The sequence below is a fragment of the Streptomyces klenkii genome (genome assembly GCF_003626645.1).
GTDB classification, from domain to species: domain Bacteria; phylum Actinomycetota; class Actinomycetes; order Streptomycetales; family Streptomycetaceae; genus Streptomyces; species Streptomyces klenkii.
This window is the reverse complement of sequence record NZ_RBAM01000007.1, coordinates 431,425-455,127: the sequence shown is the minus strand read 5'-3', so window position 1 is coordinate 455,127 and position 23,703 is coordinate 431,425. Positions and strand designations below refer to the sequence as shown.

Sequence of the window (23,703 nt, the reverse complement as noted above, 5' to 3'; positions counted from 1 at the left end):
TGACGTGCCGGGCGTCGGGGTCGTACTCCCAGCCCCATTCACCCATCGGCTACCTGCGCCCTGGCCGTGTCCATGATCTCCCGGATCCCGTCCATCGCGGCCCGCCACGCCGGATCGTCCCTGTCGAGGGACTGCGCGGCGCGCTCGGCCGCGTGCAGCCGCCGCGCGACCTCAGGAAACCGCTCGACCTCGATCACAGTGGCCCACTTGAGCTGGAACATGGCGATCGGCCCGAGACTGTTGGTCTGAGTGGCCATCGTGAAGACCGTGTCCCGCTCCGTCGCCATCTCCGCCAGCCGGGACGGCGCGACCTGCGCGAGCGCCGCCCGCAACGCGGGGAACGTCTTCTCGGGTCTGGGGATCAGCGCCCCACCGTCGTGAACCGGCTGCGTGGTCATGAGTCCTCCCAAGGATGCCCCGATCACCGTACGGCAACCGGGCGGCAGAGCGTCGCCTCTCCGGGAGGCCGGGCCTTTACGCACCCCGGGCCGGGCGCAAAGGAGCCCGGCCCGGACGCGCACCCCCGTGGCACGTCCGGGCCGGGCTGGTTTTTTCCGGCCGGTTTTCCCCCGGCCGGAGGTCAGTCCGTGGCGATCGCGTTCAGGACGTTCATCCGGCCTGCCCGGAATGCCGGGACCAGGGCCGCGAGGAGGCCCACGACCGCTGAGCCGAGGAAGACCGCGGTGATCGTCGGCCAGGGGATGTCCAGGACGCCCAGGCCCTGGAGGGCCAGGAGCTTCTGGGACGTGGTGCCCCAGGCCATGCCCAGGCCGAGGCCGAGCAGGGCGCCGAAGAGGGCGATGACGACCGACTCCAGGCGGATCATGCGGCGCATCTGGCGGCGCGAGAGGCCGATGGCGCGCAGGAGGCCGATCTCCCGGGTGCGTTCGACGACCGACAGGGCCAGGGTGTTCACGACGCCCAGGACCGCGACGATGATCGCGAGGGCGAGCAGGCCGTAGATCATGTTGAGGAGCTGGCCGACCTGGTCCTGGATGAGCTTCTTGTAGTCGGACTGGTCGCGGACCTTGATCTGCGGGTACTGCTCGACGGACGCCTTGAGGGCGGCGGCGGCCTCCTTGGTCCTGCCGTCGGAGGCCTTGGCCAGCACCAGCATGTCCAGCGGCATCTTGTCGGCGGGCAGGTACTGCCGGGCGGTGTCGAGGGCGAGGAACATCCCGCCCTTGTTGATGCTGGTGTCGTCCGAGGTGATGGCCTTCACCCGGAGCCCGGCCGTGCGGCCGTCGGCCATCGCGACGGTCAGCTCGTCCCCGAGCTTGATGCCATGGTCCTTGGCGAAGCCCTCCGGCACGGACATGGCGTCCTTGCCCCAGACGTCCGCGAACTTGCCCTGCACCGTCTCTGTGATCAGGTCCTCGCCGTAGGTGGACTCGGAGGCGTTGAGGCCCTGCTTGACGGTCTTGCCGTCGGGGAGGGTGAGCTTGGCGTTGACGGTCGTGATCCGGGTGAAGTGCGCGACGTCACCCGCCGACCGGACGGCCTTGCTCTGCGCGGGGCTGAGCGGCTGCCCGTTCTCGTTCTGGATGATGAAGTCCGCGCCCACCGACTTGTCGAGCTGGTCCGTGGCCGAGGCGACCATCGAGGAGCCGACCACCGACAGCGCGGCGACCAGCGCGAGGCCGATCATCAGCGCGGAGGCGGTGGCTCCGGTGCGCCGCGGGTTGCGCAGCGCGTTGCGCTCGGCGAGGCGGCCGACGGGCCCGAAGACCCGCAGCACGACCGCGCTGATCACGCGGACGACGAAGCCGGCCAGCAGCGGTCCGACGACGATGAAGCCGACGAGGGACAGGAAGACGCCGAGGCCCAGCATGCCGGAGCCCGCCTTGGCGTCGTCCGCCTTCGCCGCGGCGACCAGGGCCAGCCCGCCCAGGGCGGTGAGCAGCACGCCGATCGTGGCGCGCACCTTGCCGGCCTTGCCGTCCGCCGGGGTGCCGGCGTCGCGCAGGGCGGACATCGGGGAGATGCGGGTGGCCTTGACGGCGGGCAGGACGGCGGCGAGCACGGTGACGAGCACGCCGATGGTCAGGCCCACGACCGGCGTCGCGGCCTTGATGGTGAGCTCGCCCATGTCGAGCTTCATGCCCATGGAGCCCATGAGCTCCATCAGCCCCACGGCGAGGGCGATGCCGCCGCCGATGCCGAGCACCGAGCCGACGACGCCGAGCAGCACGGCCTCCACGAGCACCGAGCGCAGGATCTGCCGGCGGCTGGAGCCGATGGCCCGCATGAGGCCGATCTCCCGGGTGCGCTGGGCGACCAGCATGGAGAAGGTGTTGACGATGAGGAAGATGCCGACGAGGACGGCGATGCCGGCGAAGCCCAGCAGCGCGTACTTCATGACGTCGAGGAAGGAGCCGACGTTCTTCTTGTTCTCCTCCTTGGACTCGGCCGCGGTGCGCACTGTGTACTCATCGGAGCCGCCGGCTGAGGAGCCGAGGACGGCGGTGACGCGCTCCTTGAGCTGCTCGTCGCTGACGCCGGACGCGGCGGTCAGCCCGTAGCTGCTGAAGGCGTCCGCGCTGCCGAGCAGCTTCGTCTGCGCGGTCGCGGTGTCGAAGTAGAGGAGGGCGGCGCCGGGGTTGGTGGTCTTGAAGGTGGCGATGCCGGCGACGCGCACGGTGAAGTCGCCGGGGACGGCGAGGACGCGGAGCTCGTCGCCCGTCTTCACGCCGTGCTTGGCGGCGGTGTCGGCGTCGAGGACGGCCTCGGCCGCGCCGTGCGGGGCGTGACCGCTGGTGATCTCGACGGACTTCTGCTGGCTCTCGTCCCAGTTGGTGCCCACGGTGGGGGCGCCGGAGGTGGGGCTGAGGCTCTTGTTCTTACCCTTCACGACGGTCAGCTGCATGCTGGTGACGTGCGGCTCGACCTTGGCGACGCCGTCGACCTTCGCCAGCTTCGCCCGCAGGGCGGCCGGCAGGGCCTGCGGCTTGCCGGTCTCCTGGGCGTCGTCGTCCTTCTTGGGACCGACGGAGACATCGGAGGCGGTGTTCGCGAAGAGCTTGTCGAACGTGGCGTTCATGGTGTCGGTGAAGACGAGCGTGCCGCACACGAACGCCACCGACAGCAGGACCGCGACGGCGGAGAGCGCCATGCGGCCCTTGTGCGCGACGAAGTTGCGCATCGAGGTCTTGAGGACGGTCACGACACCCGTCCACGGGCGTCGAAGTTCTTCATGCGCTCGAGGACCGCGTCGGCGGTCGGGCTGTACATCTCGTCCACGATGCGGCCGTCGGCCAGGTAGAGCACGCGGTCGGCGTACGAGGCGGCCACGGGGTCGTGGGTGACCATGACGATGGTCTGGCCCAGCTCGTCCACGGACTGGCGCAGGAAGCCCAGCACCTCGGCGCCGGCGCGCGAGTCGAGGTTTCCGGTCGGCTCGTCACCGAAGATGATCTCGGGGCGGGCGGCGAGGGCGCGGGCCACGGCGACGCGCTGCTGCTGGCCGCCGGAGAGCTGGTTCGGCCGGTGCTTGAGGCGGCCCGCGAGGCCTACGGTCTCCACGACGCGGTCGAGCCAGGCCTTGTCCGGCTTGCGGCCGGCGATGTCCATGGGGAGCGTGATGTTCTCGATCGCGTTGAGCGTCGGGAGCAGGTTGAACGCCTGGAAGATGAAGCCGATGCGGTCGCGGCGGAGCCGGGTGAGCTTCTTGTCCTTGAGGCCGGTTATCTCGGTCTCGTCGATGAAGATCTGGCCGGACGTGACGGTGTCCAGGCCGGCCAGGCAGTGCATCAGGGTGGACTTGCCGGAGCCGGAGGGGCCCATGATGGCGGTGAACTGCCCGCGGGCGATGTCCACGTCCACCTGGTCGAGGGCGGTGACGCGGGTCTCGCCGGCCCCGTAGGCCTTGACGACCTGGCGGGCCCTCGCCGCGACGGCCGTACGCCCTCCGCTGCCCCCGGTCTTGGGAATCGATACAGCCGTTGTCACGGTGAAACTCCTTGGTGCTCATGCGGTGCGGTCCACAGCCTGCCCGGCGGCGGGAGGCCGGCGCGATGGTGCTCGTCCGTGTATCCGAGGTGGGGCTAGCCCCACCACCGCCTCTCCGGCCGGCATCGCCATGAAAAGGCTAGGCAGCGGGTCGTGCCCGCCCCTCCCCCTGCGGTACGAACCGGGTGGCCGGGACGAGCAGGAGAAAGCCGGGAAAGACCCTTAGGGGTTGCGGGGCCGGCGGACCCGCCGGTCTCGGGGTCCGCCGGGGGCCGAGTCTGCACCCTGCCGTTACGTAAGGCGCAAATAAGCCGCCGGCGGGGGGATGCGTGTCCGGGGAAACGATCCGGGGGCGGGCGGGGCGGGGCGCCCCGGCTCCCCTGTGGCTGCCGTGAAGGCGCCGGGCTCACCGAACCCGCCACGGACAAACGGCAGGAAACGACCAAAGGGGAGGAAGTCGCGGAGGAACGAAGGGCGAATACTACGTGAAGGCGGCCACCGGGCAAGACAATTGGGGCCACAGGGAATTAGTGTTCGGTGTCATGGTCGAGGGGGGATGTCGTGCACCCCTTCGCACGGGCCGCAGGTCTCCGAAGGAAGCAGCATCGTGAAGATACTCCCTACGCGCGCTGCCAGTGTCTCCCGGCAGGGCCTGTGCACGGCCCTGCTCGTGGCCAGCCTGACGGCCGCGGTCGGCGTCAGTCCCCCGCACAACACGGCGGATGCGGACGACCCCGCGAAGGACCCGAAGAACCCCCAGGGCATGCCGCACGGCACGCCCAACCTCACGCTGCCCGACCTCAGACCGAAGGGCCGCCCCGGCCTGCCCGGCACGCCCGGCGCCGGCAAGGAGGACTCCAAGGACGCCGCCACGGGCATCCCCGCGACGGCCCTGGACGCCTACCGCAAGGCCGCGCAGCGCGCCGCGGCCGACATGCCGGGCTGCCACATGCCGTGGGAGCTCATAGCCGGCATCGGCCAGGTGGAGACGCAGCACGCCACGTACAACGGCGCGCGCATGACCTCCGACGGCACGACGGACAAGCCGATCCTCGGCCCGCAGCTGGACGGCAACGGCTTCGCCACCGTCAAGGACACCGACCAGGGGCGCTGGGACGGCGACACCGTCTACGACAAGGCCGTCGGCCCCACGCAGTTCCTGCCGTCCACGTGGGCGCAGTACGGCGCCGACGGCAACGGCGACGGGGTGAAGGACCCCAACAACGTCTACGACGCCGCGCTCGGCACCGCCAAGTACTTGTGCGCGGGCGGCAAGGACATGAACCGGCCCGAGGACCTCGACCGGGCGATCCTCAGCTACAACAACTCGCGCTCGTACGTGAACGCCGTCACGGAGTGGATGCGCGCGTACCAGCAGGGCAACGTGCCGTCGCTGCCGGACCTTCCGGGTGTGCCGTCGGGCAATACGCCGTCCGGTAACACGCCGTCGGGCAATGCCCCTTCGGGCAGTACTCCTTCGCAGAAGCCGCAGCCTTCGAAGCCGGTGCCGCCGTCGCCCGGCGGGTCGACGGGGACGACGCCGGGCAAGCCCGGCACGCAGCCGGGCAAGCCGGAGAAGCCGAGCAAGCCCGAGCCCAATAAGCCTGATCCCGGCAAGCCCGATCCCGGCAAGCCGGATCCCAGCAAGCCCGATCCCGGCAAGCCGAACCCGCCCGCGCCGCAGCCGAGCCGCCTGGAGCGGGTCGGCAGCGACAAGGCCTGGGAGGCGAACGCCGGCGAGACGTTCAAGGAGTCGGCGCAGGTCCTGGTCAAGGACAAGTCCGGGAAGGCGGTTGCGGGGGCGCGCGTACGGTTCGTGGTGAGCGGTGACGGTGCCGCGTTCACGGACGGCTCCACGGAGACGACCGTCGTCACGGGCAAGGACGGTACGGCCAAGGCTCCGCGGGTCACGGCCGGGCTCAAGATCGGCAAGGTCAAGGTGACGGCGACGGTCGTCGGGCGCGACCTTCCGGCGGTGGAGTTCACGGGCACGGTGTCCGTGCTGACGGCCGACCGGGTCATCTTTGTCGGTGACCCGCGCCTGAAGGCCGACCCCAATGGCGCGTTCGCCGACCGGTTCACGGTCAAGGTGCTGGCGAAGGACGGCAAGGACGTCGTCGGCTCGGCCATCACGGCCACGGTCACCAAGGCCGACGGCACGACGCCCGCCACCGAAAACGGCAAGGCCGTCGGCCCCTACTTCAAGGGACCCGACGGCAAGCGGACGTGGCGGCTGGAGGCCGGGACGACGGACAAGGACGGCGTCCTGGAGCTGCCGGAGCTGCTGACGGACGCGAAGTCCGGCGACTACGTGCTGAACGTGACGACGGCGGACGGCAAGGCCCACGCCTTCCACCTGACGGTGAAGGCCCCCACGGCCGAACTCCCGACACCGAAGGCGTAGCCCCTGCGGGGGGCCCGGCACGGGTGAAGGGTGCTGCCCGCACCCTTCGATCCGCCGCGGCGGTTTCAAGGAAGCCGGCTTCCTTGAAACCTCGTCGGTAAGGAAGCCGGGCGCAGCCGGAGCGCCGTCCGTGAAGGGTGACGCCGCGCACCCTTCACCCCGCCGCCGCGGCGGTCAGCCACAACGGCGGTACCCGGCGGTGCCGGACCGGCCGTACGCGTACGTGCCCCGCCTTACTCCCCCGCGCCCAGATCCTCCGCCACCGGCTTGCCCGTGAGGGCTGCCAGGCTGTGGCGGACGTGGGCCATGTGGGCGCGGAGCTCCTCGCGGCGCTCCTCGTGTTCGCGGAGGTTGCGCTCCATGTCCCGCACGACCCGCTCCTCGCGGACCCGCGCCTGCGCGATCAGGGCGGCGCCCTGCGCCTCCGCGTCCTCCTGGCCGTGCCGCGCCGCCTCCTCCGCCTCCGCGTAGCGGCGCTGCGCCTCCGCCAGGGCGTTGCGGGCGTACTCCTCCATCGCGGCGATGCGCGTGTCGAGCGCCGCCTCGCGCTCGGCGATCTCGCGCCCCGACGCCTCCCATCGCTCCGCGTGGTCCTTCTCCTGCTCGGCCAGCGCCGCCGCCGTCCGCTCGCGCATCTCCGCCAGCGCGGCCACCGCGTCCTCGCGCCGCTGCTTGGCGTCGCGCCGCGCCACGGCGATGACGTCGTCGGCGACGGACTCGGCCGCGACGAGCGCCTGCCGCGCCCATTCCTCGGCCTCGGCGCGCACCGCCGTGGCGGCCTGGTGGGCCGCGTCCCGGGCGGCCCGCCCGTGCGCCTCGGCGGCCTCCATCAGCTCGGCGGCGGCCGCCTCGGCCCGCTCCCGCAGCCCGGTCGCCTCGGCCTGGGCGGTGATGAGGAGCCCTTGCGCGCGCTGGCCGAGCGATTCGTACGTCTGCGGGGGGAGCTGCGTCACCACCTGCCCCAGCCGCTGCGTCTCCTCCTCCATCTCGCGCGCGAGTACGGTCAGCCGCGCCACCCGCTCCCAGGCCGCGTCCCGCTGGCGCGCGAACTCGGCGAGCACGCGATCGACCTGCTCGGGCCGGTAACCCCGGCCCCGTACGACAGCGAAACCGTCGGGAGACACCGATGCACTCATCCTTGAAGCCCCTTATATCCCGGATGTCCGGTATGTGACGCAGTCTGGCGCACATCATCCCTGGACCACGGGAAGTGCCGATGACGCGACACTCCGCCCGCTTCTTCTGTCAAGGATGCGCCAACCTACGACACGGGGCGCCCGACCCTCACCCCGGATCGGGCGCCCCGCGCCCTCAGCGCACCGGCCGCGCCACTAGAACAGGCCGTCCCACATCTGCTCCACCAGCACCGACCACCAGTTCTCCGGCGAGGACAAGGCGGCCGTGTCCAGCGCCATCAGCTGTTCCTGGAAATCCACCGTCCAGCGGCCCGCCTGCTCCGGCGTCAATCCGTAGCGCCACCGCCACATCTTCCCGAGCAGCGCCAAAGAGCGAACGAACTGAGGCAGGCTCGTGTTGACGAACTGCGGCGGAACGGACGAACCGCCCGGCCCCGCCTCCAGCGGCACCGCGACGATGTGCGCCGTCCCGTACTGGACGCACAGCTGCTTGCCGAAGTCCGTGCCCATCACGAGATACGAACCCGCGTCCGGCGCCGCCTGCACCCGCCGCTCCGCCGCCAGCTCCGCCAGCGTCGGCACGGGCCGGCCCGGCTGCGCCTGGCCCCAGAAGAACGGTCCGCAGTCCACGGGCACGCCGGCCCACACCAGCGTCTGCGCCACGATGTCCGGCACGCCCTGGCGCGACACCGCGCGCTGCTCGAACCGGAACACGCCCTGCGGGCCGAACGACTCGGCCAGCTCCCGGGCGATCACGTCCGGGCCGACCGGCGGCGCCTGCTGCACCTGGCCGGGGTGCGGCAGCGGCACCCGGTTCGGCGCGGGGCGCGCCGGTCCGTCCGCGACCTGATGCAGCTCGCCCTGATGCTCGATCAGGTGCCGGACGCCCTGCTGGCGCGTGGCGTGGTCGCGGCCGTACGCGGCCGTGTGACTGACCGTCGCCTGCGGCCAGTTGTCGCGCACCATACGGGCGCAGTAGCCGCCGGGGCCGTCGCAGGACTCCAGCTCCGTGTGGAGCTCCAGCACCTGCTCGCGCGGCACGTTCAGCGCCATCAGCTCGTGCAGGATCTGCCACTCCGGGTGCGGCGTGCCCGGCGCGCTGCGGCGGATGAGCTGCTGCTCGGAACCGTCGTGCGCGCGGTAGCGCAGGACGGCCATGTAGCCCGGGCCTACGGTCGGCAGGCCGCTGGGGGGCTGCGGGTAGCCGTACGCGGGGGCCGCGGGGGCCGGCTGCGGCGCGGCAGGGCCCTGCGGGGCGGGGGGCATGCCGGGGCCTCCCGGGCTCGCCAGCATGGTGGCCGCGTGGTGCACGCCGCCGGGGCCGGCGGGCGGCGGGGTGCCGCCGGGGCGGGCGGGGGCCGCGGGGGGCTGCCCCGGGGCGCCGGGAGCGCCTGGAGCGGCCGGGCCGCCGGGGGCGCTCGCGAGCATGGTCGCCGCGTGGTGCACCCCACCAGGGCCGGCCGGAGCGGCAGGCGGTGCCGCGGGCGGCGCGGCGGGGCCCGACGGGCGGCCCGGGGCACCGGGCGGACCGGGCGGTACGGGCGCGCCGGGCGCCGGGGCGCCGGGTGCGGCTCCGGGCATGCCCGGTGTACCGGGGTGGGCGAGCATCGTCGCGGCATAGGCCGCACCGGTGCCCGGACCGGCCGGGGCGGGCGCCCCGGGGGCCGCGGGCGGGCCGGGCGGCGTGGGTGCCTGCGGGCCACCGGCACCGGGAGCGGGCGGCGGCGGAACGGGCGCACCCGGCCCGGCCGGCGCCGCGGGCGGCGGCACGGGGGCTCCGGCGGGCGCCGCGGGCGGCGGGACCGGGGCGCCGGGGGCGCCCTGAGCTGCCGACGGGCCTTCAAGGGAGTCGAGGGACGGGGCTATGGCCGTCTTCGGCAGCGCGCTGCCGGCCGACATCAGGGCCGTCTTCGCCTCCGGGCCGACGCCCGGAGGAGGCGTGTCGTCCTCGTCCGTACCCGACAGGGCCGGCGCCAGCACGGTGGCCGGCAGGCCGACCGAGCGGTCGTCGTCATCGGCGGTGTGCGTGGCCGCCGCGGCCCAGGGGGTCGCCTCCGGCACGGGGGGCGCGACCGGCGGCGCAGGCGGTGCGGGCGGTGCGGCGGGCGCCACCGGCTCCGGGCCCTCCGAGGAGGCGGCAGCCCCCTCGGGAGCGGACAGCGGCACCGGCCGGCCCAGCGACGCGTCCGAGGACGCCGCGGAGCGCGCGGACGTGCCGGAAGCGCCGTCGGACGGCGCGTCGGCGGAAGAGTCCCCGGGGGCACCCGCGGGCGCGCCGCTAGGAGCGCCCGTAAGCGCACCGGAAGCACCACCGGCGGACCCGGCCCCATGCCCACCGGCCGGCAGACCCGAAGCGCCACCCGTAGACGTACCGTCAGAAGCACCCGAGGGCGCACCGGAAGGCGCGCTGAAAGCGCCACCCGCAGAGCCGCCCGCAGCCGCACCGGCCGACGAGCCCGAAGCCCCACCGGCAGCCCCGCCCGCAGGCGCAGAGGCAGACATACCCCCGCCAACCGGCGCCCCGCCGCCCGACGTCGAACCGCCAGATGTCGACCCGTCGCTCCTCCGGTCCGGAATCCCCATCGCGTCCGCCGCGTCCTGGAGCCACTGCGGCGGGCTCAGCAGGAACGACGTCGCGTTCAGGTCCAGCCGCTTCGGCGGGGCGTCCGACGGTTCCGGTTCTTCCACGGCCACCGCTCCGTACTCCTCCTCGTAGCGCCGGATGACCTCGCCCACCGGCAGTGCCGGCCACAGCGTCGTCTCCCCGCTGTCCCGGGCGATCACCAGCCTGGCGTGCCCGCCGTCGGACGTCGGACCGTCCTCGCGGTCCTCCGCCCACACCACGAACCCCAGGTCGAACTCGCGGACCCGCACCTCCCGGTGCTGATACGCCGCCACGTCACCGTTGACCCAGCGCTCACCGCGCTCCTGCGCCTGCGCGAACGTCACCACCGCGCGCTCACCCCTCCACCGGGACGGCGAAGGCGAAGCCACCGTCCACCATCAGGCCGGCCACCGTCTCCAGCTCGGGCGGACCGCCCGCAAGCCGCGACAAAAACACGTCGAAGTCCTCACCACAGGGCAGCAGCAACCGCTCCACCCGCTCCTGCACCGACCAGCCGTCCCGGTCACGCGCGTCGTCGTACGGGCAGAACCAGACCGAGCCGACGGCCTCGCCCTTCACCTTCACCGCGAGTACGCCCCCCTGGACGAATCCCACGCCCAGATAGTCCTTGGTGAAGTGGTCGCGCAGACACTTGTTGACGTAGACGAGGTCGTTCACCGCCGCCTCGTCGCGCACCGTGAAGAACGGCTGGTCGATCAGCAGGCCCAGCTCCGCGTCCAGCGCGGCGCCGACCGGCGCGCAGCCGCCCGCGGCCTTCAGGAACGCCCGGTACGCGCCGGGCAGGCGGTAGCCGAGGTCCTCCTCGACGCCCTGGATCTGCTCCTCCGTCACCGCGAGGTCCCGCTGCGGCAGTACGAAGTGCACCGGCCGGGTCTCCTGCAACGGGCGCGTGCCGCGCTTCTCCTGGTCCACGGCGGCCGTCGCGAGCCCGCCGTGGTGCCGCAGCAGCGCCTTCACCTCGGCGGGGACCAGCTCCAGCCGGCGCGTGCCCGCCACGTGGTGCCACGTCCAGCCGTGCGGCGTCGCGACCGACGGCAGGCTCGCCCACAGTTCGTGGCCGGCGGCGTGCATCGCGGCGTTCGCCGACACGTAGTCGGTCAGCCGCAACTCGTCCACGCCGAAGCCCTCCGGCGGCTCCGCGATCTCCGCGGCGGCCCGCGCGTACGGCGAGAAGACCGGGTGACCCGAGTCGTCCATCCGCACCCCCTTGGGGTAGCGGCTGGCGCGGACCGGGTCCGGGAAGTGCACGACCTGCCCGGCGTAGGCCGCATTCGGTGGCGCGGCCTGCTGCCCGAGCCGACCTGTCGTCATGGCGGAAGCCCCCTGCTGACTGTGGATCCGAAAAGGCCCCGGCGAACGCCGCGGTCGCCGCGCGTCACCGGGCCCCCGCCCGGGCCACGGGGCGGCCCGGCCGGCCGGTGTCCCCATGGCCGAGAACACCCCGTGCGGCACAGCCTATGCGGTACCGCAAGACAGGGTCCGCGCCCAGGTCCGCCCCCGCCGCCCCGGCCGGGCGGCGGGCACGCCCACGGCCATCCGTCACGCCCCGTGAGCACCGCCCGGCCGAAGCGGCCACGCCCCCAACCGTCCGACCATCCGACCCATGAACATCACACGACACCCCGCCAACCCCGACCTGACTTCCGCACCTGCCGTCCCGTTTGGCAGTCTGATCCCCGCAACAGGGGGATTGCAGGGAGGGAAGAACCACCATGCACACGACTCAGGACCGACCGCCGGCCGACGACCACGGCACGACGGCCTCCGGCGACCCGCGGCTCAGCTGGAGCACCGAGGACGCCGACCGGCCCCCCGCCCTGCTGCACCGCCGCGACGGCATCCTGCCCGCCGTCGCGGCCGCCCTGTCCGTCCGCGGCGAGACGCTGACCTGCACCGGGGGCAAGGCCGACGTGCCTCCCGCGCTCCACCCCCTCGTCCAGGACTTCCTCGACACCCTCACCAGCGACCGCCGCGAACGCTTCACCGGCCGCTGCTCCGAGGCGCTGCTCCTGACCCGCTTCCTCACCGCCCACGAGAACGCCCGCAGCAAACGTGCCGCCCGCAAACCCCTGACGCACGGCGAGGCCCGGCGCGCCCTCAAGCACGCCAAGCTCACCGCCCGGCACATCCGCGAGGACGGCGACCCCCGGCACGGCGCGTACGCCCCGCCCTGCCGCTCCTGTACGGCCCTGCTGACGCACTTCGGCGTACGCAGCGTCGACCCCGCCGCGCCCCCCGCCAAGGCCGCCGCGCTCAAGAACGCCGCCGCACTCAAGAACAAGGGCTGAACCACCACATGCGCGCCTTCGACCGCACCGCGGCCACCCGCTTCCCCGCCGCCGTCGACGCCGCCCTGCGCGAAGCCGGCTGGCAGCCCGGGCGCTGGGACATCAAGGCCGCCGAGAACTGGGCCGACGCCCTGCGCGCCCACTCCTCCCCCGCCGGCCACCGGCACACCGTCTTCCCCGCCGCCGTCGAGGCCTGGGCCGAGTTCGGCGGCCTGCACATCACCGGGACCGGGCCGGGCCGGCACATCGCCCCCACGCCCTTCCACGTCGACCCGCTGCACGGCCTCCACCTCGCCCGCACCGTCGCCGACCTGGGACGCGCGCTCGGAGCCGACGTGTGCCCGCTCGGCCAGGAGGCGGACGGGCAGGCGCTGCTCGCCATCGACGCCCACGGCCGCGTCTACAGCCTCGACCACAGCGGCGACTGGTACCTCGGCTCGGACATCGACCACGCCATCGGCACGCTCGTCAGCGGGACCCGGCCGTCGCGGCTGTCGGCGGGCACGGGACGCCGCTGATCCGTTCCGTACGGGTACGGGTGCGCGTACGAGTCCGTTCCGTACGGGTACGCGTACGAGCCGGGCACGCGTACGCGTACGGATCCCCGTATGAACGCGGATCCCCGTACGAACGCCGCCGACCGGAGCAACACGAACCGGCCAAAAGCCAGGCGAGAACCGGCCGAAAACCAGCCCGCCGCCGACCGGTCACACAACGGCACACACCCCGCCGAACCGGAAAGGCCGAGCGCCCGCGGCCCCGCCACGCGCCCCCGCGCCGCCCTACGCCCCCGCGCCGACGCCGTCCGCCGCCCCCGCCGGTATGACGGCCGACACCCGGAAACCACCCGCGTCCGTCGCGCCCGACACGAACACACCGCCCAGCGCCGACACCCGCTCGCGCATCCCCACCAGGCCGTTGCCGCCGCTCGGCAGGCCGGGCGCGGCCGCACCGCCGTCCGACGGGCCGTTCTCCACCTGAAGCGCCACCTCGCCCCCGCGATGCGCCACGCGCACGACGGCCTTCGCCCCCGGCGCGTGCTTGTGGACGTTGGTCAGCGCCTCCTGCACCACGCGGTACGCCGTGCTCTCGACCCGTGCGCCGTACGCACGCTCCTCGCCCTCCACGGACAGCTCCACGACCATCCCGGCCGCCCGCGACTGCCCGACGAGATCCTCCAGGCCGTCCAGGCACGGACCGTCACCGGACGGCGACCCGCCGTCCACCGGACCGGCCCCGGCCCGGCCCGCGGCACCGACCCCGGCGGACACCCGCGCCGAAGCCGCCGCGGCCACCTCCGCCAGCCGCCGCGAGTCCAGCGCCGAAGCCGCCTCGGGCAGCGACTCCTCGGAAGACGTCCGCAGCACCCCGAGCATCTCCCGCAGCTCGGTCAGCGCCTGCCGGCCCATGTCCCCCACCAGGCCCGCGTTCCGCGAGGCCTTCTCGGGGTCCTTCAGCGCCACCGCCTGCAACGCGGCCGCGTGCACCACCATCAGCGACACCCGGTGCGCCACGACGTCGTGCATCTCGCGCGCGATGCGCGTCCGCTCCTCGTTGCGCGCCCAGACCGCGCGCTCCTCGGCCCGCTCCGCGAGCAGCGACAGCTCGCGCTCCAGGCCGTCCGCCCGCTCCCGCAGGCTCTCGACCAGCCGGCGCCGCGCGCCCACGTACAGCCCCGTCAGGACGGGGGGCGCCGTGAGCCCCAGCGCCACCAGGGCCGAGAAGAACAGCATCGCCCACAGGTCCTGCGGGGTGCCGTCGTCGGCCACGTTCTGGTGGAACTTCGCCAGCGTGACCGCGAACGTCCCCAGCACGGACACCCCGGCCAGGATCACCGTCAGCCGGCGCGGCACGTCCGACGCGGCCAGCGTGTACAGCCCGACGATCCCGAGCAGGAACCCCAGCTCGGCCGGGGTGATCGCGATCCCCAGCAGCACCACGGCCACCGGCCACCGGCGCCGGAAGATCAAGGTGGCACCGACAAGCAGCCCCACCAGCGTCGGGAGCGCCATCGGCATCCCGTGATCACCGGCGAACGCCGCGCCCTCCGCCGCGCACTCCAGCGCGGACACCAACGCCAGCACGACGTCGAACACCATGCTCCGCCGCCGCGCCCACCACCAAGGCCCGTCCGGCGCGCCGCGCGCGCCCGCCTCCGCGTTTGCCCCCGTTGTGGTCATACCACCCAGACTACGGAAGCCCGCCACGGCTTTTCCTGTCCGCGACAACCTCGGCGGCAGCCGCCGGGGGCGCCCCGCCGGCGGCGTCCGGAGAAGCGCCGAGCCGCACCGTCGCGTCGGAGGCCGGTGGTACGGCATAGTGGTGGGGGCCAAGGCGGCGATCTAGAAATTTGTCCGTTTTGGTGAGCTCTACCATCCCCCGTGGTGTAATTGGCAGCACCGTGGCTTTTGGTGCCATTTGTCCGGGTTCGAGTCCTGGCGGGGGAGCGCAAGGTTTCGAAATACTTCGGGTCCTGACCGCCCAGGTCAGGACCCGCCCGCGTTTCAGCAGTAAAACGCACCGGTATCCTTCGGATGTCCACCACCCGAAGCCGAAGGGCACACCCGTGAGCGCCAACCGCCCGGCAGCCGTCGTCGTTCTCGCAGCGGGTGAGGGCACCCGCATGAAGTCGGCGACCCCCAAGGTCCTGCACGCCATCTGCGGACGTTCCCTCGTCGGCCACGTCGTCGCCGCCTCCCGCGAACTGGACCCCGAGCACCTCGTCGTGATCGTCGGGCACGCCCGCGAGCAGGTCTCCGCGCACCTCGCGCAGATCGACCCCGAGGTCCGCACCGCCGTCCAGTACGAGCAGAACGGCACCGGCCACGCCGTGCGCATGGGCCTGGAAGAGCTGTCGAACAGCGGGATCGTCCTCGACGGCACGGTCGTCGTCGTCTGCGGCGACACCCCGCTGCTCACCGGCGCCACGCTCAAGACCCTCAGCGACACCCACGCCGCCGACGGCAACGCCGTCACCGTGCTGACCGCCGAGGTCCCCGACTCCACCGGCTACGGGCGCATCGTGCGCGACGGCGCCGGCGCCGTCACGGCGATCGTCGAGCACAAGGACGCCGGCGACGAGCAGCGCGCGATCCGCGAGATCAACTCCGGGGTGTTCGCGTTCGACGCCCAGCTGCTGACGGACGCCCTCGGCAAGGTCCGCACGGACAACAGCCAGGGCGAGGAGTACCTGACGGACGTCCTGGGCATCCTGCGCGAGGCCGGGCACCGGGTGGGCGCGGCCGTCGCGGACGACCACCGGGAGATCCTCGGCATCAACAACCGCGTCCAGCTCGCCGAGGCCCGCAAGCTGCTCAACGAGCGGCTGCTGCACGCGGCGATGATGAGCGGCGTGACGGTCGTGGACCCGGCGTCGACCTGGATCGACGTCACGGTCTCCTTCGAGGCGGACGTGCTCGTCCACCCCGGCACCCAGCTGACGGGCGCCACCAGCCTGGCCGCCGGCAGCGAGGTCGGCCCGAACACGCGCCTGGCGGACACCACCGTCGGCGCGGGCGCCCGCGTGGACAACACCGTCGCGGACTCGGCCCTGATCGGCGAGGGCGCCACTGTCGGCCCCTTCGCCTACCTGCGCCCGGGCACGAAGCTCGGCGCGAAGTCGAAGGCCGGCGCGTACGTCGAGATGAAGAACGCCGAGATCGGCGAGGGCACCAAGGTGCCCCACCTGTCCTACGTCGGTGACGCGACGATCGGCGAGTACAGCAACATCGGCGCGGCGAGCGTCTTCGTGAACTACGACGGTGTGAACAAGCACCACACCACGATCGGCTCGCACTGCCGTACCGGATCGGACAACATGTTTGTGGCTCCGGTCACGATCGGGGACGGCGCGTACACCGCTGCCGGCTCGGTCATCACCAAGGATGTGCCCCCGGGTTCGCTGGCCGTCGCACGTGGACAGCAGCGGAATATCGAGGGCTGGGTGGCACGTAAGCGCCCGGGAAGCGCAGCCGCACAGGCCGCTTCCGCCGCTCACCGGGAGACCGACGGCGAGCAGTGACCGTGACACGGGTACGTCGTGCGGGGCGTACCGTGATAAGCGCACACAAAGCGACATCCAAGGAGACTGTGCTGTGACCGGGATCAAGACGACCGGCGAGAAGAAGCTGATGCTCTTCTCCGGCCGCGCCCACCCCGAGCTTGCCGAGGAGGTCGCGCACCAGCTGGGCGTCGGCCTGGTCCCGACCAAGGCATTCGACTTCGCCAACGGCGAGATCTACGTCCGCTTCCAGGAGTCGGCGCGTGGCGCGGACTGCTTCCTGATGCAGAGCCACACGGCTCCCATCAACAAGTGGGTCATGGAGCAGCTGATCATGCTCGACGCGCTGAAGCGCGCGTCGGCCCGCTCCATCACGGTGGTCGTGCCCTTCTACGGCTATGCCCGTCAGGACAAGAAGCACCGCGGCCGTGAGCCGATCTCGGCCCGCCTGATCGCCGATCTGTTCAAGACGGCGGGCGCGGACCGGATCCTCACGGTCGACCTGCACACGGACCAGATCCAGGGCTTCTTCGACGGCCCGGTGGACCACCTGTTCGCGCTGCCGATCCTCGCGGACTACGTGGGCGCCAAGGTCGACCGCGAGAAGCTGACCGTCGTCTCCCCGGACGCCGGCCGCGTGCGCGTCGCCGACCGCTGGTGCGACCGCCTGGGCGCGCCGCTGGCGATCGTCCACAAGCGCCGTGACAAGGATGTCGCCAACCAGGTGACGGTGCACGAGGTCGTCGGTGACGTGAAGGGCCGCGTCTGCGTCCTGGTCGACGACATGATCGACACCGGTGGCACGATCTGCGCCGCCGCGGACGCCCTGTTCGCGAACGGTGCCGAGGACGTCATCGTGACGGCCACCCACGGCGTGCTCTCGGGCCCGGCCGCGGACCGTCTGAAGAACTCCAAGGTGAGCGAGTTCGTCTTCACGAACACGCTGCCGACGCCGGGCGAGCTGGAGCTCGACAAGATCACGGTGCTGTCGATCGCGCCGACGATCGCGCGCGCCGTGCGCGAGGTCTTCGAGGACGGCTCGGTGACGAGCCTGTTCGAGGAGCAGTGAGCCTCCCGCAGCCCTAGCCTGCCGGCTGCAAAAACGATCGGCCCGGGTCCGTGAGGGTCCTGATCGATTTCTGAGCGGCCTCCCCCGCCGGGTACACTCCCAGAGTTGCTCGGCGAGGGAGGCCGCACTCATGTGCGGCGGTCCGTTATCGACGCGCTCTTCGTAGCAGGTCCGTATGTGGCCGGGTAACGGTCCACGATCACCGCTCACGAGGAGTGCACCATGGCTGAGATCAAGATCCCCGCCCAGGTCCGTGCCGAGTTCGGCAAGGGTGCCGCCCGCCGCATCCGCCGCGCCAACCAGGTTCCCGCCGTCGTCTACGGCCACGGTTCCGAGCCGGTCCACATCACCCTGCCGGGTCACGACCTGATGATGGCCCTCAAGACCCCGAACGTCCTGCTGTCCGTGGACATCGAGGGCCGCGACGAGCTCGTCATCCCCAAGGCCGTCCAGCGTGACGCCCTCAAGGGCTTCCTCGAGCACGTCGACCTGCTGGTCGTGAAGCGCGGCGAGACCGTCACCGTCGAGATCCCGGTCCAGACCGAGGGCGACCTGGCCCCCGGCGGCAACCTGCTCGAGCACACCCTGACCGCCCTGCCGGTCGAGGCTGAGGCCACCCACATCCCCGAGGCCGTCATCGTCTCCATCGCGGGCCTGGAGGCCGGCGCCTCCGTCCTGGCCAAGGACGTCGTCCTGCCGGCCGGTGTCGCCCTCGCCGTCGACGCCGACGCCGTGGTCCTGCACGTCGTCGCCGGTTCGACCGAGGCCCCGGCCGAGGCCGAGGGCACCGAGGCCTGATCCTCGCCGCACCCGGCTTTTCTTCCGACCGCCGTCCCGCTCCACCGGAGTGGGACGGCGGTCGGCTTTGAGCGGTTGGCTATGAAGGAGACATGCAGATGACGGACGACTCCAGCCCCTGGCTGATCGTGGGCCTGGGCAACCCCGGGCCGGAGTACGCGGGCAACCGCCACAACGTGGGCTTCATGGTCGCGGACCTGCTCGCGGAGCGGATGGGCGCCAAGTTCAAGGCGCACAAGGCCTCGCGGGCCCAGGTCGTCGAGGGCCGCCTCGGCGCGCCCGGCCCATCGAGCCGGCGGGTCGTGGTGGCCAAGCCGATGTCGTTCATGAATCTGTCGGGCGGGCCGACGGCCGCGCTGCGCGACTTCTACAAGGTGCCGGCGGACCGGGTCATCGCCGTCCACGACGAGCTGGACATCGACTACGGCACGCTGCGGCTGAAGCTCGGCGGCGGCGACAACGGCCACAACGGCCTGAAGTCGATCACGAAGGCGCTGGGTCCGGACTATCTGCGCGTACGTTTCGGGATCGGGCGGCCGCCGGGCCGGATGCAGGTGGCGGACTTCGTGCTCAAGGACTTCTCGTCCACGGAGCGGAAGGAACTGGACTACCAGGTCGACCGGGCCGCGGACGCGGTGGAGTCCCTGATCGTGGACGGTCTGGAGCGGGCCCAGACCACGTACAACTCCTGACTGCCCCCTGTATATGCGCGAAGCGGCCCCTCGCCCTGTGGCGAGGGGCCGCTTCGCGTAGGTGCGCCGGCGTCAGCCCGTGTTGCGCAGGCCCGCCGCAACGCCGTTGACGGTCAGCAGCAGGGCCCGGCCCAGCAGCGGGTCGGGGCTCTCGCCGTTCTCCGCGGCGAGGCGCTGGCGGTGCAGGAGCGTCACCTGGAGGTACGAGATCGGGTCCAGGTAGGCGTCCCGTACGCGGAAGGTCTGGCGGAGGACCGGGCTGGCGTCGAGGAGCTCCGCCTCGCCGGTGATGCGCAGCACTTCCTGCACGGTGAGCTCGTGCTCGGCCTTGATGACGTCGAAGACGTGCTTGAGGTCGTCGGGGACGAGGGTGTCGACGTAGTGCTGGGCGATGCGCAGGTCGGTCTTGGCGAGGGTCATCTCGACGTTGGACAGGAAGTTCTGGAAGAAGTGCCAGTGCTCGTGCATCTCGTCCAGGACGGTGTCGAGGCCGGCTTCGCGGGCGGCCTTGAGGCCGGAGCCGACGCCGAACCAGCCGGGCACGATCTGGCGGGACTGGGTCCAGCCGAAGACCCAGGGGATGGCGCGGAGGCCGTCGAGGCCGGCGCCGGAGTCGGGGCGGCGCGAGGGGCGCGAGCCGAGGTGGAGCTCGGCGAGCTGGTCGACGGGGGTGGAGGCGAAGAAGTACGCGGGGAGGTCGGGGTCCTCGACCAGGCGCCGGTAGGCGGAGTGGGCGGCGTCGGAGACGGTGTCCATGGCCGCGTCCCAGCGGGCCAGGGCCTCGTCGGACTGTCGGGGCGCGGTGTGCAGGGCGGAGGCCTGGAGGGTCGCGGCGACCGTCAGTTCCAGGTTCTCGCGGGCGAGGGCCGGGATGAGGTACTTGTCGGAGATGACCTCGCCCTGCTCGGTGACCTTGATCTCGCCTTCGAGGGTGCCCCAGGGCTGCGCGAGGATCGCGTCGTGCGTGGGGCCGCCGCCGCGGCCGACGGTGCCGCCGCGGCCGTGGAAGAGGCGGAGGCGGACGCCGTAGCGGTGGGCGACGTCGCGGAGGCGGCGCTGGGCGCGGTGGATCTCCCACTGGGAGGTGGTGATGCCGCCGAACTTGGAGGAGTCGGAGTAGCCCAGCATGACTTCCTGGACGTCGCCGCGCAGCGCCACCAGGCGCCGGTAGGAGGGGTCCGCGAGCATGTCGTCGAGGATGCGGTCGGCTTCCTTGAGCTCGTCGGTGGTCTCCAGGAGGGGCACGATGCCGATCTTGGCCCAGCCCGTGTGGAGGTCGATGAGGCCGGCTTCGCGGGCCAGGACGGCGGCGGCGAAGACGTCGTCGGCGCCCTGGCACATCGAGATGATGTACGACTCGACGACCTCGGGGCCGAACTTCTCCAGGGCCTCGCGGATGGTGCCGAAGACGCCGAGGGTCTTGGCGCCGGCCGCGTCGAGGGGGGCGGGGCTGGGGGCCAGGGGGCGGCGCGAGCGCAGCTCCTTGGCGAGGAGCTTGCGGCGGTAGTCCCGCGGCATGTCGGCGTAGCGCCAGGACTCCTCGCCGAGGCGGTCGAAGAGCTGGCCGAGGGCGTGGTGGTGGGCGTCGGCGTGCTCGCGGACGTCCATGGTGGCCAGGTGGAGGCCGAAGGCGGCGAGGGTGCGCAGGGCGCGCTCCAGGCGGCCGTCGGCGATGAGGCGGCCGCGGTGGGCGCGCAGCGAGTCCTGGAGGATCTGGAGGTCGGCGAGGAGCTCGGTGGTGCCGAGGTAGTCGCGGCCCTCTTCGTGGGGGGTGTTGCGGGCGAGGCGCTCGCGGGTGTTGACGAGCTTCTGGCGGACGCAGGTGGCCTTGAGGCGGTAGGGCTCTTCCGCGTTGAGGCGCTTGTAGCGCGGGCTGATCTCGGGCAGGAGCTCGAGGTCGCGCTGGAGGGAGGAGAGGAGCTCCTCGGTGGCGCCGCTGTTGCGGATGGAGTTGGAGAGGGCCCCGCGCAGCTCGTCGACGAGGTCGAGGGCGTCGGTGATGCCGTGCTCGTACTGGAGGAGGAGGACGTCCCAGGTGACCTGGGGGGTCACGTTGGGGTTGCCGTCGCGGTCGCCGCCGATCCAGGTGCCGAAGGTCAGGGGGCGGGTGGTGGGCGGCAGGGTGACGCCGACGCGCTCCAGCTCGGCGGCGAGGTCCTCCAGGACGTCGCCGACGGCGTTGGCGTGGAGCTCGTCGAGGTAGTAGATGGCGTTGCGGGCCTCGTCGGTGGGCTCGGGGCGGGCGACGCGCAGCTCGTCGGTCTGCCAGAGCAGGTCGATGTTCTCGGCGAGGCGCAGGTCGGTGCGGCGCTTGTCGCCGGTGCCCGCGGCGAGGGTGTCGAGGAGGGCGGCGATGCGGCGGAGCTTGTTGAGGACGCTGCGGCGGGCGGCCTCGGTGGGGTGTGCGGTGAAGACGGGGCGGACGCCGAGGTTCTCGACGGTCTGCTGCACGTGGTCGGGGTCGGCTTCCTTGAGCTGGTCCGCGGTGCGGGCGAGGATCGAGCCCTCGGCGGCGCGCTTGGCGCCGAGCTCGCGGCCGCGGTGCACCTGCTCGGTGACGTTCGCCAGGTGGAAGTAGGTGGAGAAGGCGCGCACGAGCTTGGCGGCGGTCTCCAGGTCGGTCGCGCCGAGCAGCTCGGCGGCGGCCTCGCCGTCGCTGCGGGTCAGGGCACGGACCCGCTCCACGAGGTCGAGGAGCTCTTCCCCCTCCTGGCGGACCAGGGTCTCGCCGAGGAGATCGCCGAGCCGGCGGATGTCGGCGCGCAGGGCGGCGTTGGTGTTGTCGGCACTGCTCACAGGTGCTGCTCCTTGCAGAGTTTCCGGCACGTCTGGAGGGGTTGCGGACCGCGCTGTCCGACGCCCACCAGCATAGGTCTCCGCACGACGCGCGGTTATCCACAGCCCTCTTGCTCCCCGCCCCCGCCCTGCCATACTTACGAAGCCGTAGGTTACGGAACCGTAGCCATGCTCCGACCCCCATGAGGGAACCCATGACTGCAAGCCCCGACGTGCTCGAAGACGCGCCGAAGGCCCAGGAAGCCCCGCTCCCCTCCGCCACGCTGGGCAGCGACAGCAAGCGTTCCGTCGAGCAGCTCGCCCTGCTGCTCTTCATCACCGTGCCGTTCCTCGCCCTGGTCGCGGCGGTCCCGCTGGCCTGGGGCTGGGGGGTGAGCTGGCTGGATCTCGGGCTGATGGTCGCGATGTACTTCATCGGCTGCCACGGCATCACGATCGGCTTCCACCGCTATTTCACGCACGGCTCGTTCAAGGCCAAGCGGCCGCTGCGGGCCGCGCTGGCGATCATGGGGTCGATGGCGGTGGAGGGCCCGCTGGTGCGCTGGGTCGCCGACCACCGCCGGCACCACCGGTTCTCGGACGCGGAGGGGGACCCGCACTCGCCGTGGCGCTTCGGCGAGACGGTGCCGGCGCTGATGAAGGGGCTGTGGTGGGCCCACGTCGGCTGGATGTTCGACGAGGAGCAGACCCCGCAGCACAAGTACGCGCCCGATCTGATCAAGGACCCCATGATCCGGGCGATCTCCCGCCAGTTCGTGCTGTGGACGTCGGTGTCCCTGCTGATCCCACCGCTCGTCGGCGGTCTGGCCACCTGGTCCTGGCAGGGGGCGGCCACGGCGTTCTTCTGGGGTTCGCTGGTCCGGGTCGCCCTGCTGCACCATGTGACGTGGTCGATCAATTCGATCTGCCACGCCGTGGGCAAGCGGCCGTTCAAGTCGCGTGACCGCTCGGGCAACGTGTGGTGGCTGGCGATCCTCTCCTGCGGCGAGTCCTGGCACAACCTGCACCACGCGGACCCGACGTCGGCCCGGCATGGTGTGCTGAAGGGGCAGCTGGACTCCAGCGCCCGCCTGATCCGCTGGTTCGAGCAGGCGGGCTGGGCCTACGACGTGCGGTGGCCCAAGGCCGACCGCCTGGACTCCCGACGGAAGGAGAGTGCCGCCGAGGCGGCATGATTGACAGCGTGGCGATCGACAGCAATACCACCAGTAACAAGGACCGGGCCCCTGCTGCGGGGGCCCGCCGCGCCCGGCGGGTGCGGATGACCGGCGCGGAGCGCCGGGAGCAGCTGCTGGACATCGGTCGCACACTCTTCGCCGAGCGGGGGTTCGAGGGCACGTCGGTCGAAGAGATCGCGGCGAAGGCCGGGGTCTCCAAGCCGGTCGTCTACGAGCACTTCGGCGGCAAGGAGGGGCTGTACGCGGTGGTCGTCGACCGCGAGATGCGGCAGCTGCTCGACATGGTCACGGGGGCGCTGACCGCGGGCCACCCGCGGGAGCTGCTGGAGCAGGCGGCGTTCGCCCTGCTGGACTACATCGAGCGGTATACGGACGGCTTCCGCATCCTCGTCCGGGATTCGCCGGTGGCCCAGTCGACGGGCACGTTCGCCTCTCTGATCAGCGACATCGCCACGCAGGTCGAGGACATCCTCGGCCTGGAGTTCAAGGCCCGCGGCTTCGACGCGAAGCTCGCCCCGCTGTACGCCCAGGCCCTCGTCGGCATGGTGGCCCTCACGGGCCAGTGGTGGCTGGACGTCCGCAAGCCGAAGAAGGCGGAGGTGGCGGCGCATCTGGTGAACCTGGCGTGGCACGGCCTGGACGGCCTGGAGCCGAAGCCGCGGCTTGTGGGGCACCGTCGCGCGTAGCGGTGCCCCGGCGTACGGGGTGCGGTGGGCTCGGCACCGCCGAGTACGTCCGCGGTGGTTGCTCACCGCGGCGGCGGATTCG

General features: G+C 72.3%; 17 protein-coding genes and 1 tRNA gene. 10 read left to right on the top strand and 8 right to left on the bottom strand.

From position 1 onward, the window contains the following. Nucleotides 1-38 precede the first annotated feature (38 nt). From D7231_RS19645 to D7231_RS19635, 3 genes are all read right to left on the bottom strand, one after another. Complete coding sequence (locus D7231_RS19645; RefSeq protein WP_120756762.1) at nucleotides 39-398, bottom strand: hypothetical protein; 360 nt, start codon at nucleotides 396-398, stop codon at nucleotides 39-41. A 182-nt stretch (nucleotides 399-580) separates the two neighbouring features. After that, the gene (locus D7231_RS19640) at nucleotides 581-3,163 is read right to left on the bottom strand and encodes an ABC transporter permease (RefSeq protein ID WP_120756761.1); all 2,583 of its coding nucleotides are present in this window, start codon (nucleotides 3,161-3,163) and stop codon (nucleotides 581-583) included. After that, nucleotides 3,160-3,948 (bottom strand): ABC transporter ATP-binding protein, encoded by a 789-nt coding sequence (locus tag D7231_RS19635; protein WP_120756760.1) that lies wholly within the window; start codon nucleotides 3,946-3,948, stop codon nucleotides 3,160-3,162. Before D7231_RS19635 ends, D7231_RS19640 begins: the two co-directional genes overlap by 4 nt. Nucleotides 3,949-4,555: 607 nt before the next feature. On the opposite strand from D7231_RS19635, the gene D7231_RS38130 reads away from it, so the two are divergent. Next, entirely contained in the window at nucleotides 4,556-6,352 is a 1,797-nt protein-coding gene (locus D7231_RS38130; protein ID WP_158673786.1) for a lytic transglycosylase domain-containing protein, read from the top strand. Between the two features lie 233 nt (nucleotides 6,353-6,585). Here D7231_RS38130 and D7231_RS19625 read toward each other — a convergent pair whose 3' ends face one another. The 3 genes from D7231_RS19625 to D7231_RS19615 form a co-directional block, all read right to left on the bottom strand. Continuing rightward, nucleotides 6,586-7,476 carry a coiled-coil domain-containing protein gene (locus tag D7231_RS19625; protein ID WP_324196803.1) on the bottom strand — a complete coding sequence of 297 codons (891 nt, stop codon included), beginning with the start codon at nucleotides 7,474-7,476 and terminating at the stop codon, nucleotides 6,586-6,588. Nucleotides 7,477-7,683: 207 nt separating this feature from the next. Continuing rightward, nucleotides 7,684-10,440: an SUKH-4 family immunity protein gene (locus D7231_RS19620; protein WP_120756757.1), complete on the bottom strand. Its 2,757-nt coding sequence runs from the start codon at nucleotides 10,438-10,440 to the stop codon at nucleotides 7,684-7,686. A 7-nt stretch (nucleotides 10,441-10,447) separates the two neighbouring features. After that, nucleotides 10,448-11,425 (bottom strand): HNH endonuclease, encoded by a 978-nt coding sequence (locus tag D7231_RS19615; RefSeq protein ID WP_120756756.1) that lies wholly within the window; start codon nucleotides 11,423-11,425, stop codon nucleotides 10,448-10,450. Between the two features lie 401 nt (nucleotides 11,426-11,826). Here D7231_RS19615 and D7231_RS19610 point away from each other — a divergent pair, with 401 nt between their 5' ends. Together D7231_RS19610 and D7231_RS19605 are read left to right on the top strand one after the other, a co-directional pair. Continuing rightward, a complete protein-coding gene (locus D7231_RS19610) occupies nucleotides 11,827-12,402 on the top strand; it encodes a YwqJ-related putative deaminase (RefSeq protein ID WP_120756755.1) in 576 nt (191 codons plus the stop codon). Nucleotides 12,403-12,410: 8 nt separating this feature from the next. After that, a complete protein-coding gene (locus D7231_RS19605) occupies nucleotides 12,411-12,920 on the top strand; it encodes an SUKH-3 domain-containing protein (protein WP_120756754.1) in 510 nt (169 codons plus the stop codon). 264 nt (nucleotides 12,921-13,184) lie between these two features. Here the strand turns inward: D7231_RS19605 and D7231_RS19600 are convergent, their stop codons facing one another. Beyond that, nucleotides 13,185-14,582, bottom strand: a complete 1,398-nt coding sequence (locus D7231_RS19600) for a sensor histidine kinase (RefSeq protein ID WP_120756753.1) — start codon at nucleotides 14,580-14,582, stop codon at nucleotides 13,185-13,187. 195 nt (nucleotides 14,583-14,777) lie between these two features. Here D7231_RS19600 and D7231_RS19595 point away from each other — a divergent pair. The 5 genes from D7231_RS19595 to pth all read left to right on the top strand — a co-directional run bounded on the left by D7231_RS19595 (nucleotide 14,778) and on the right by pth (nucleotide 18,961). Beyond that, a tRNA-Gln gene (locus D7231_RS19595) sits at nucleotides 14,778-14,849 on the top strand. A 119-nt stretch (nucleotides 14,850-14,968) separates the two neighbouring features. Next, the gene (glmU, locus tag D7231_RS19590) at nucleotides 14,969-16,423 is read left to right on the top strand and encodes a bifunctional UDP-N-acetylglucosamine diphosphorylase/glucosamine-1-phosphate N-acetyltransferase GlmU (protein WP_120756752.1); all 1,455 of its coding nucleotides are present in this window, start codon (nucleotides 14,969-14,971) and stop codon (nucleotides 16,421-16,423) included. Nucleotides 16,424-16,496: 73 nt separating this feature from the next. After that, nucleotides 16,497-17,471: a ribose-phosphate diphosphokinase gene (locus D7231_RS19585; RefSeq protein WP_030365148.1), complete on the top strand. Its 975-nt coding sequence runs from the start codon at nucleotides 16,497-16,499 to the stop codon at nucleotides 17,469-17,471. Nucleotides 17,472-17,693: 222 nt separating this feature from the next. Then, nucleotides 17,694-18,269, top strand: coding sequence for a 50S ribosomal protein L25/general stress protein Ctc (locus tag D7231_RS19580; protein ID WP_120756751.1), 576 nt, complete (start codon nucleotides 17,694-17,696; stop codon nucleotides 18,267-18,269). 98 nt (nucleotides 18,270-18,367) lie between these two features. Next, nucleotides 18,368-18,961, top strand: coding sequence for an aminoacyl-tRNA hydrolase (gene pth, locus D7231_RS19575; protein ID WP_120756832.1), 594 nt, complete (start codon nucleotides 18,368-18,370; stop codon nucleotides 18,959-18,961). A 72-nt stretch (nucleotides 18,962-19,033) separates the two neighbouring features. On the opposite strand, the gene ppc is transcribed toward pth, so the two are convergent. Beyond that, nucleotides 19,034-21,757: a phosphoenolpyruvate carboxylase gene (gene ppc, locus D7231_RS19570; protein WP_120756750.1), complete on the bottom strand. Its 2,724-nt coding sequence runs from the start codon at nucleotides 21,755-21,757 to the stop codon at nucleotides 19,034-19,036. 194 nt (nucleotides 21,758-21,951) lie between these two features. Here ppc and D7231_RS19565 point away from each other — a divergent pair, with 194 nt between their 5' ends. Both D7231_RS19565 and D7231_RS19560 read left to right on the top strand, forming a co-directional pair. Beyond that, entirely contained in the window at nucleotides 21,952-22,932 is a 981-nt protein-coding gene (locus D7231_RS19565) for an acyl-CoA desaturase (protein ID WP_194959944.1), read from the top strand. Then, on the top strand, nucleotides 22,929-23,621 hold the full coding sequence (locus D7231_RS19560; RefSeq protein WP_194959945.1) for a TetR/AcrR family transcriptional regulator: 693 nt from the start codon (nucleotides 22,929-22,931) through the stop codon (nucleotides 23,619-23,621). The genes D7231_RS19565 and D7231_RS19560 overlap by 4 nt, the downstream gene beginning before the upstream one ends. Nucleotides 23,622-23,703 lie beyond the last annotated feature (82 nt).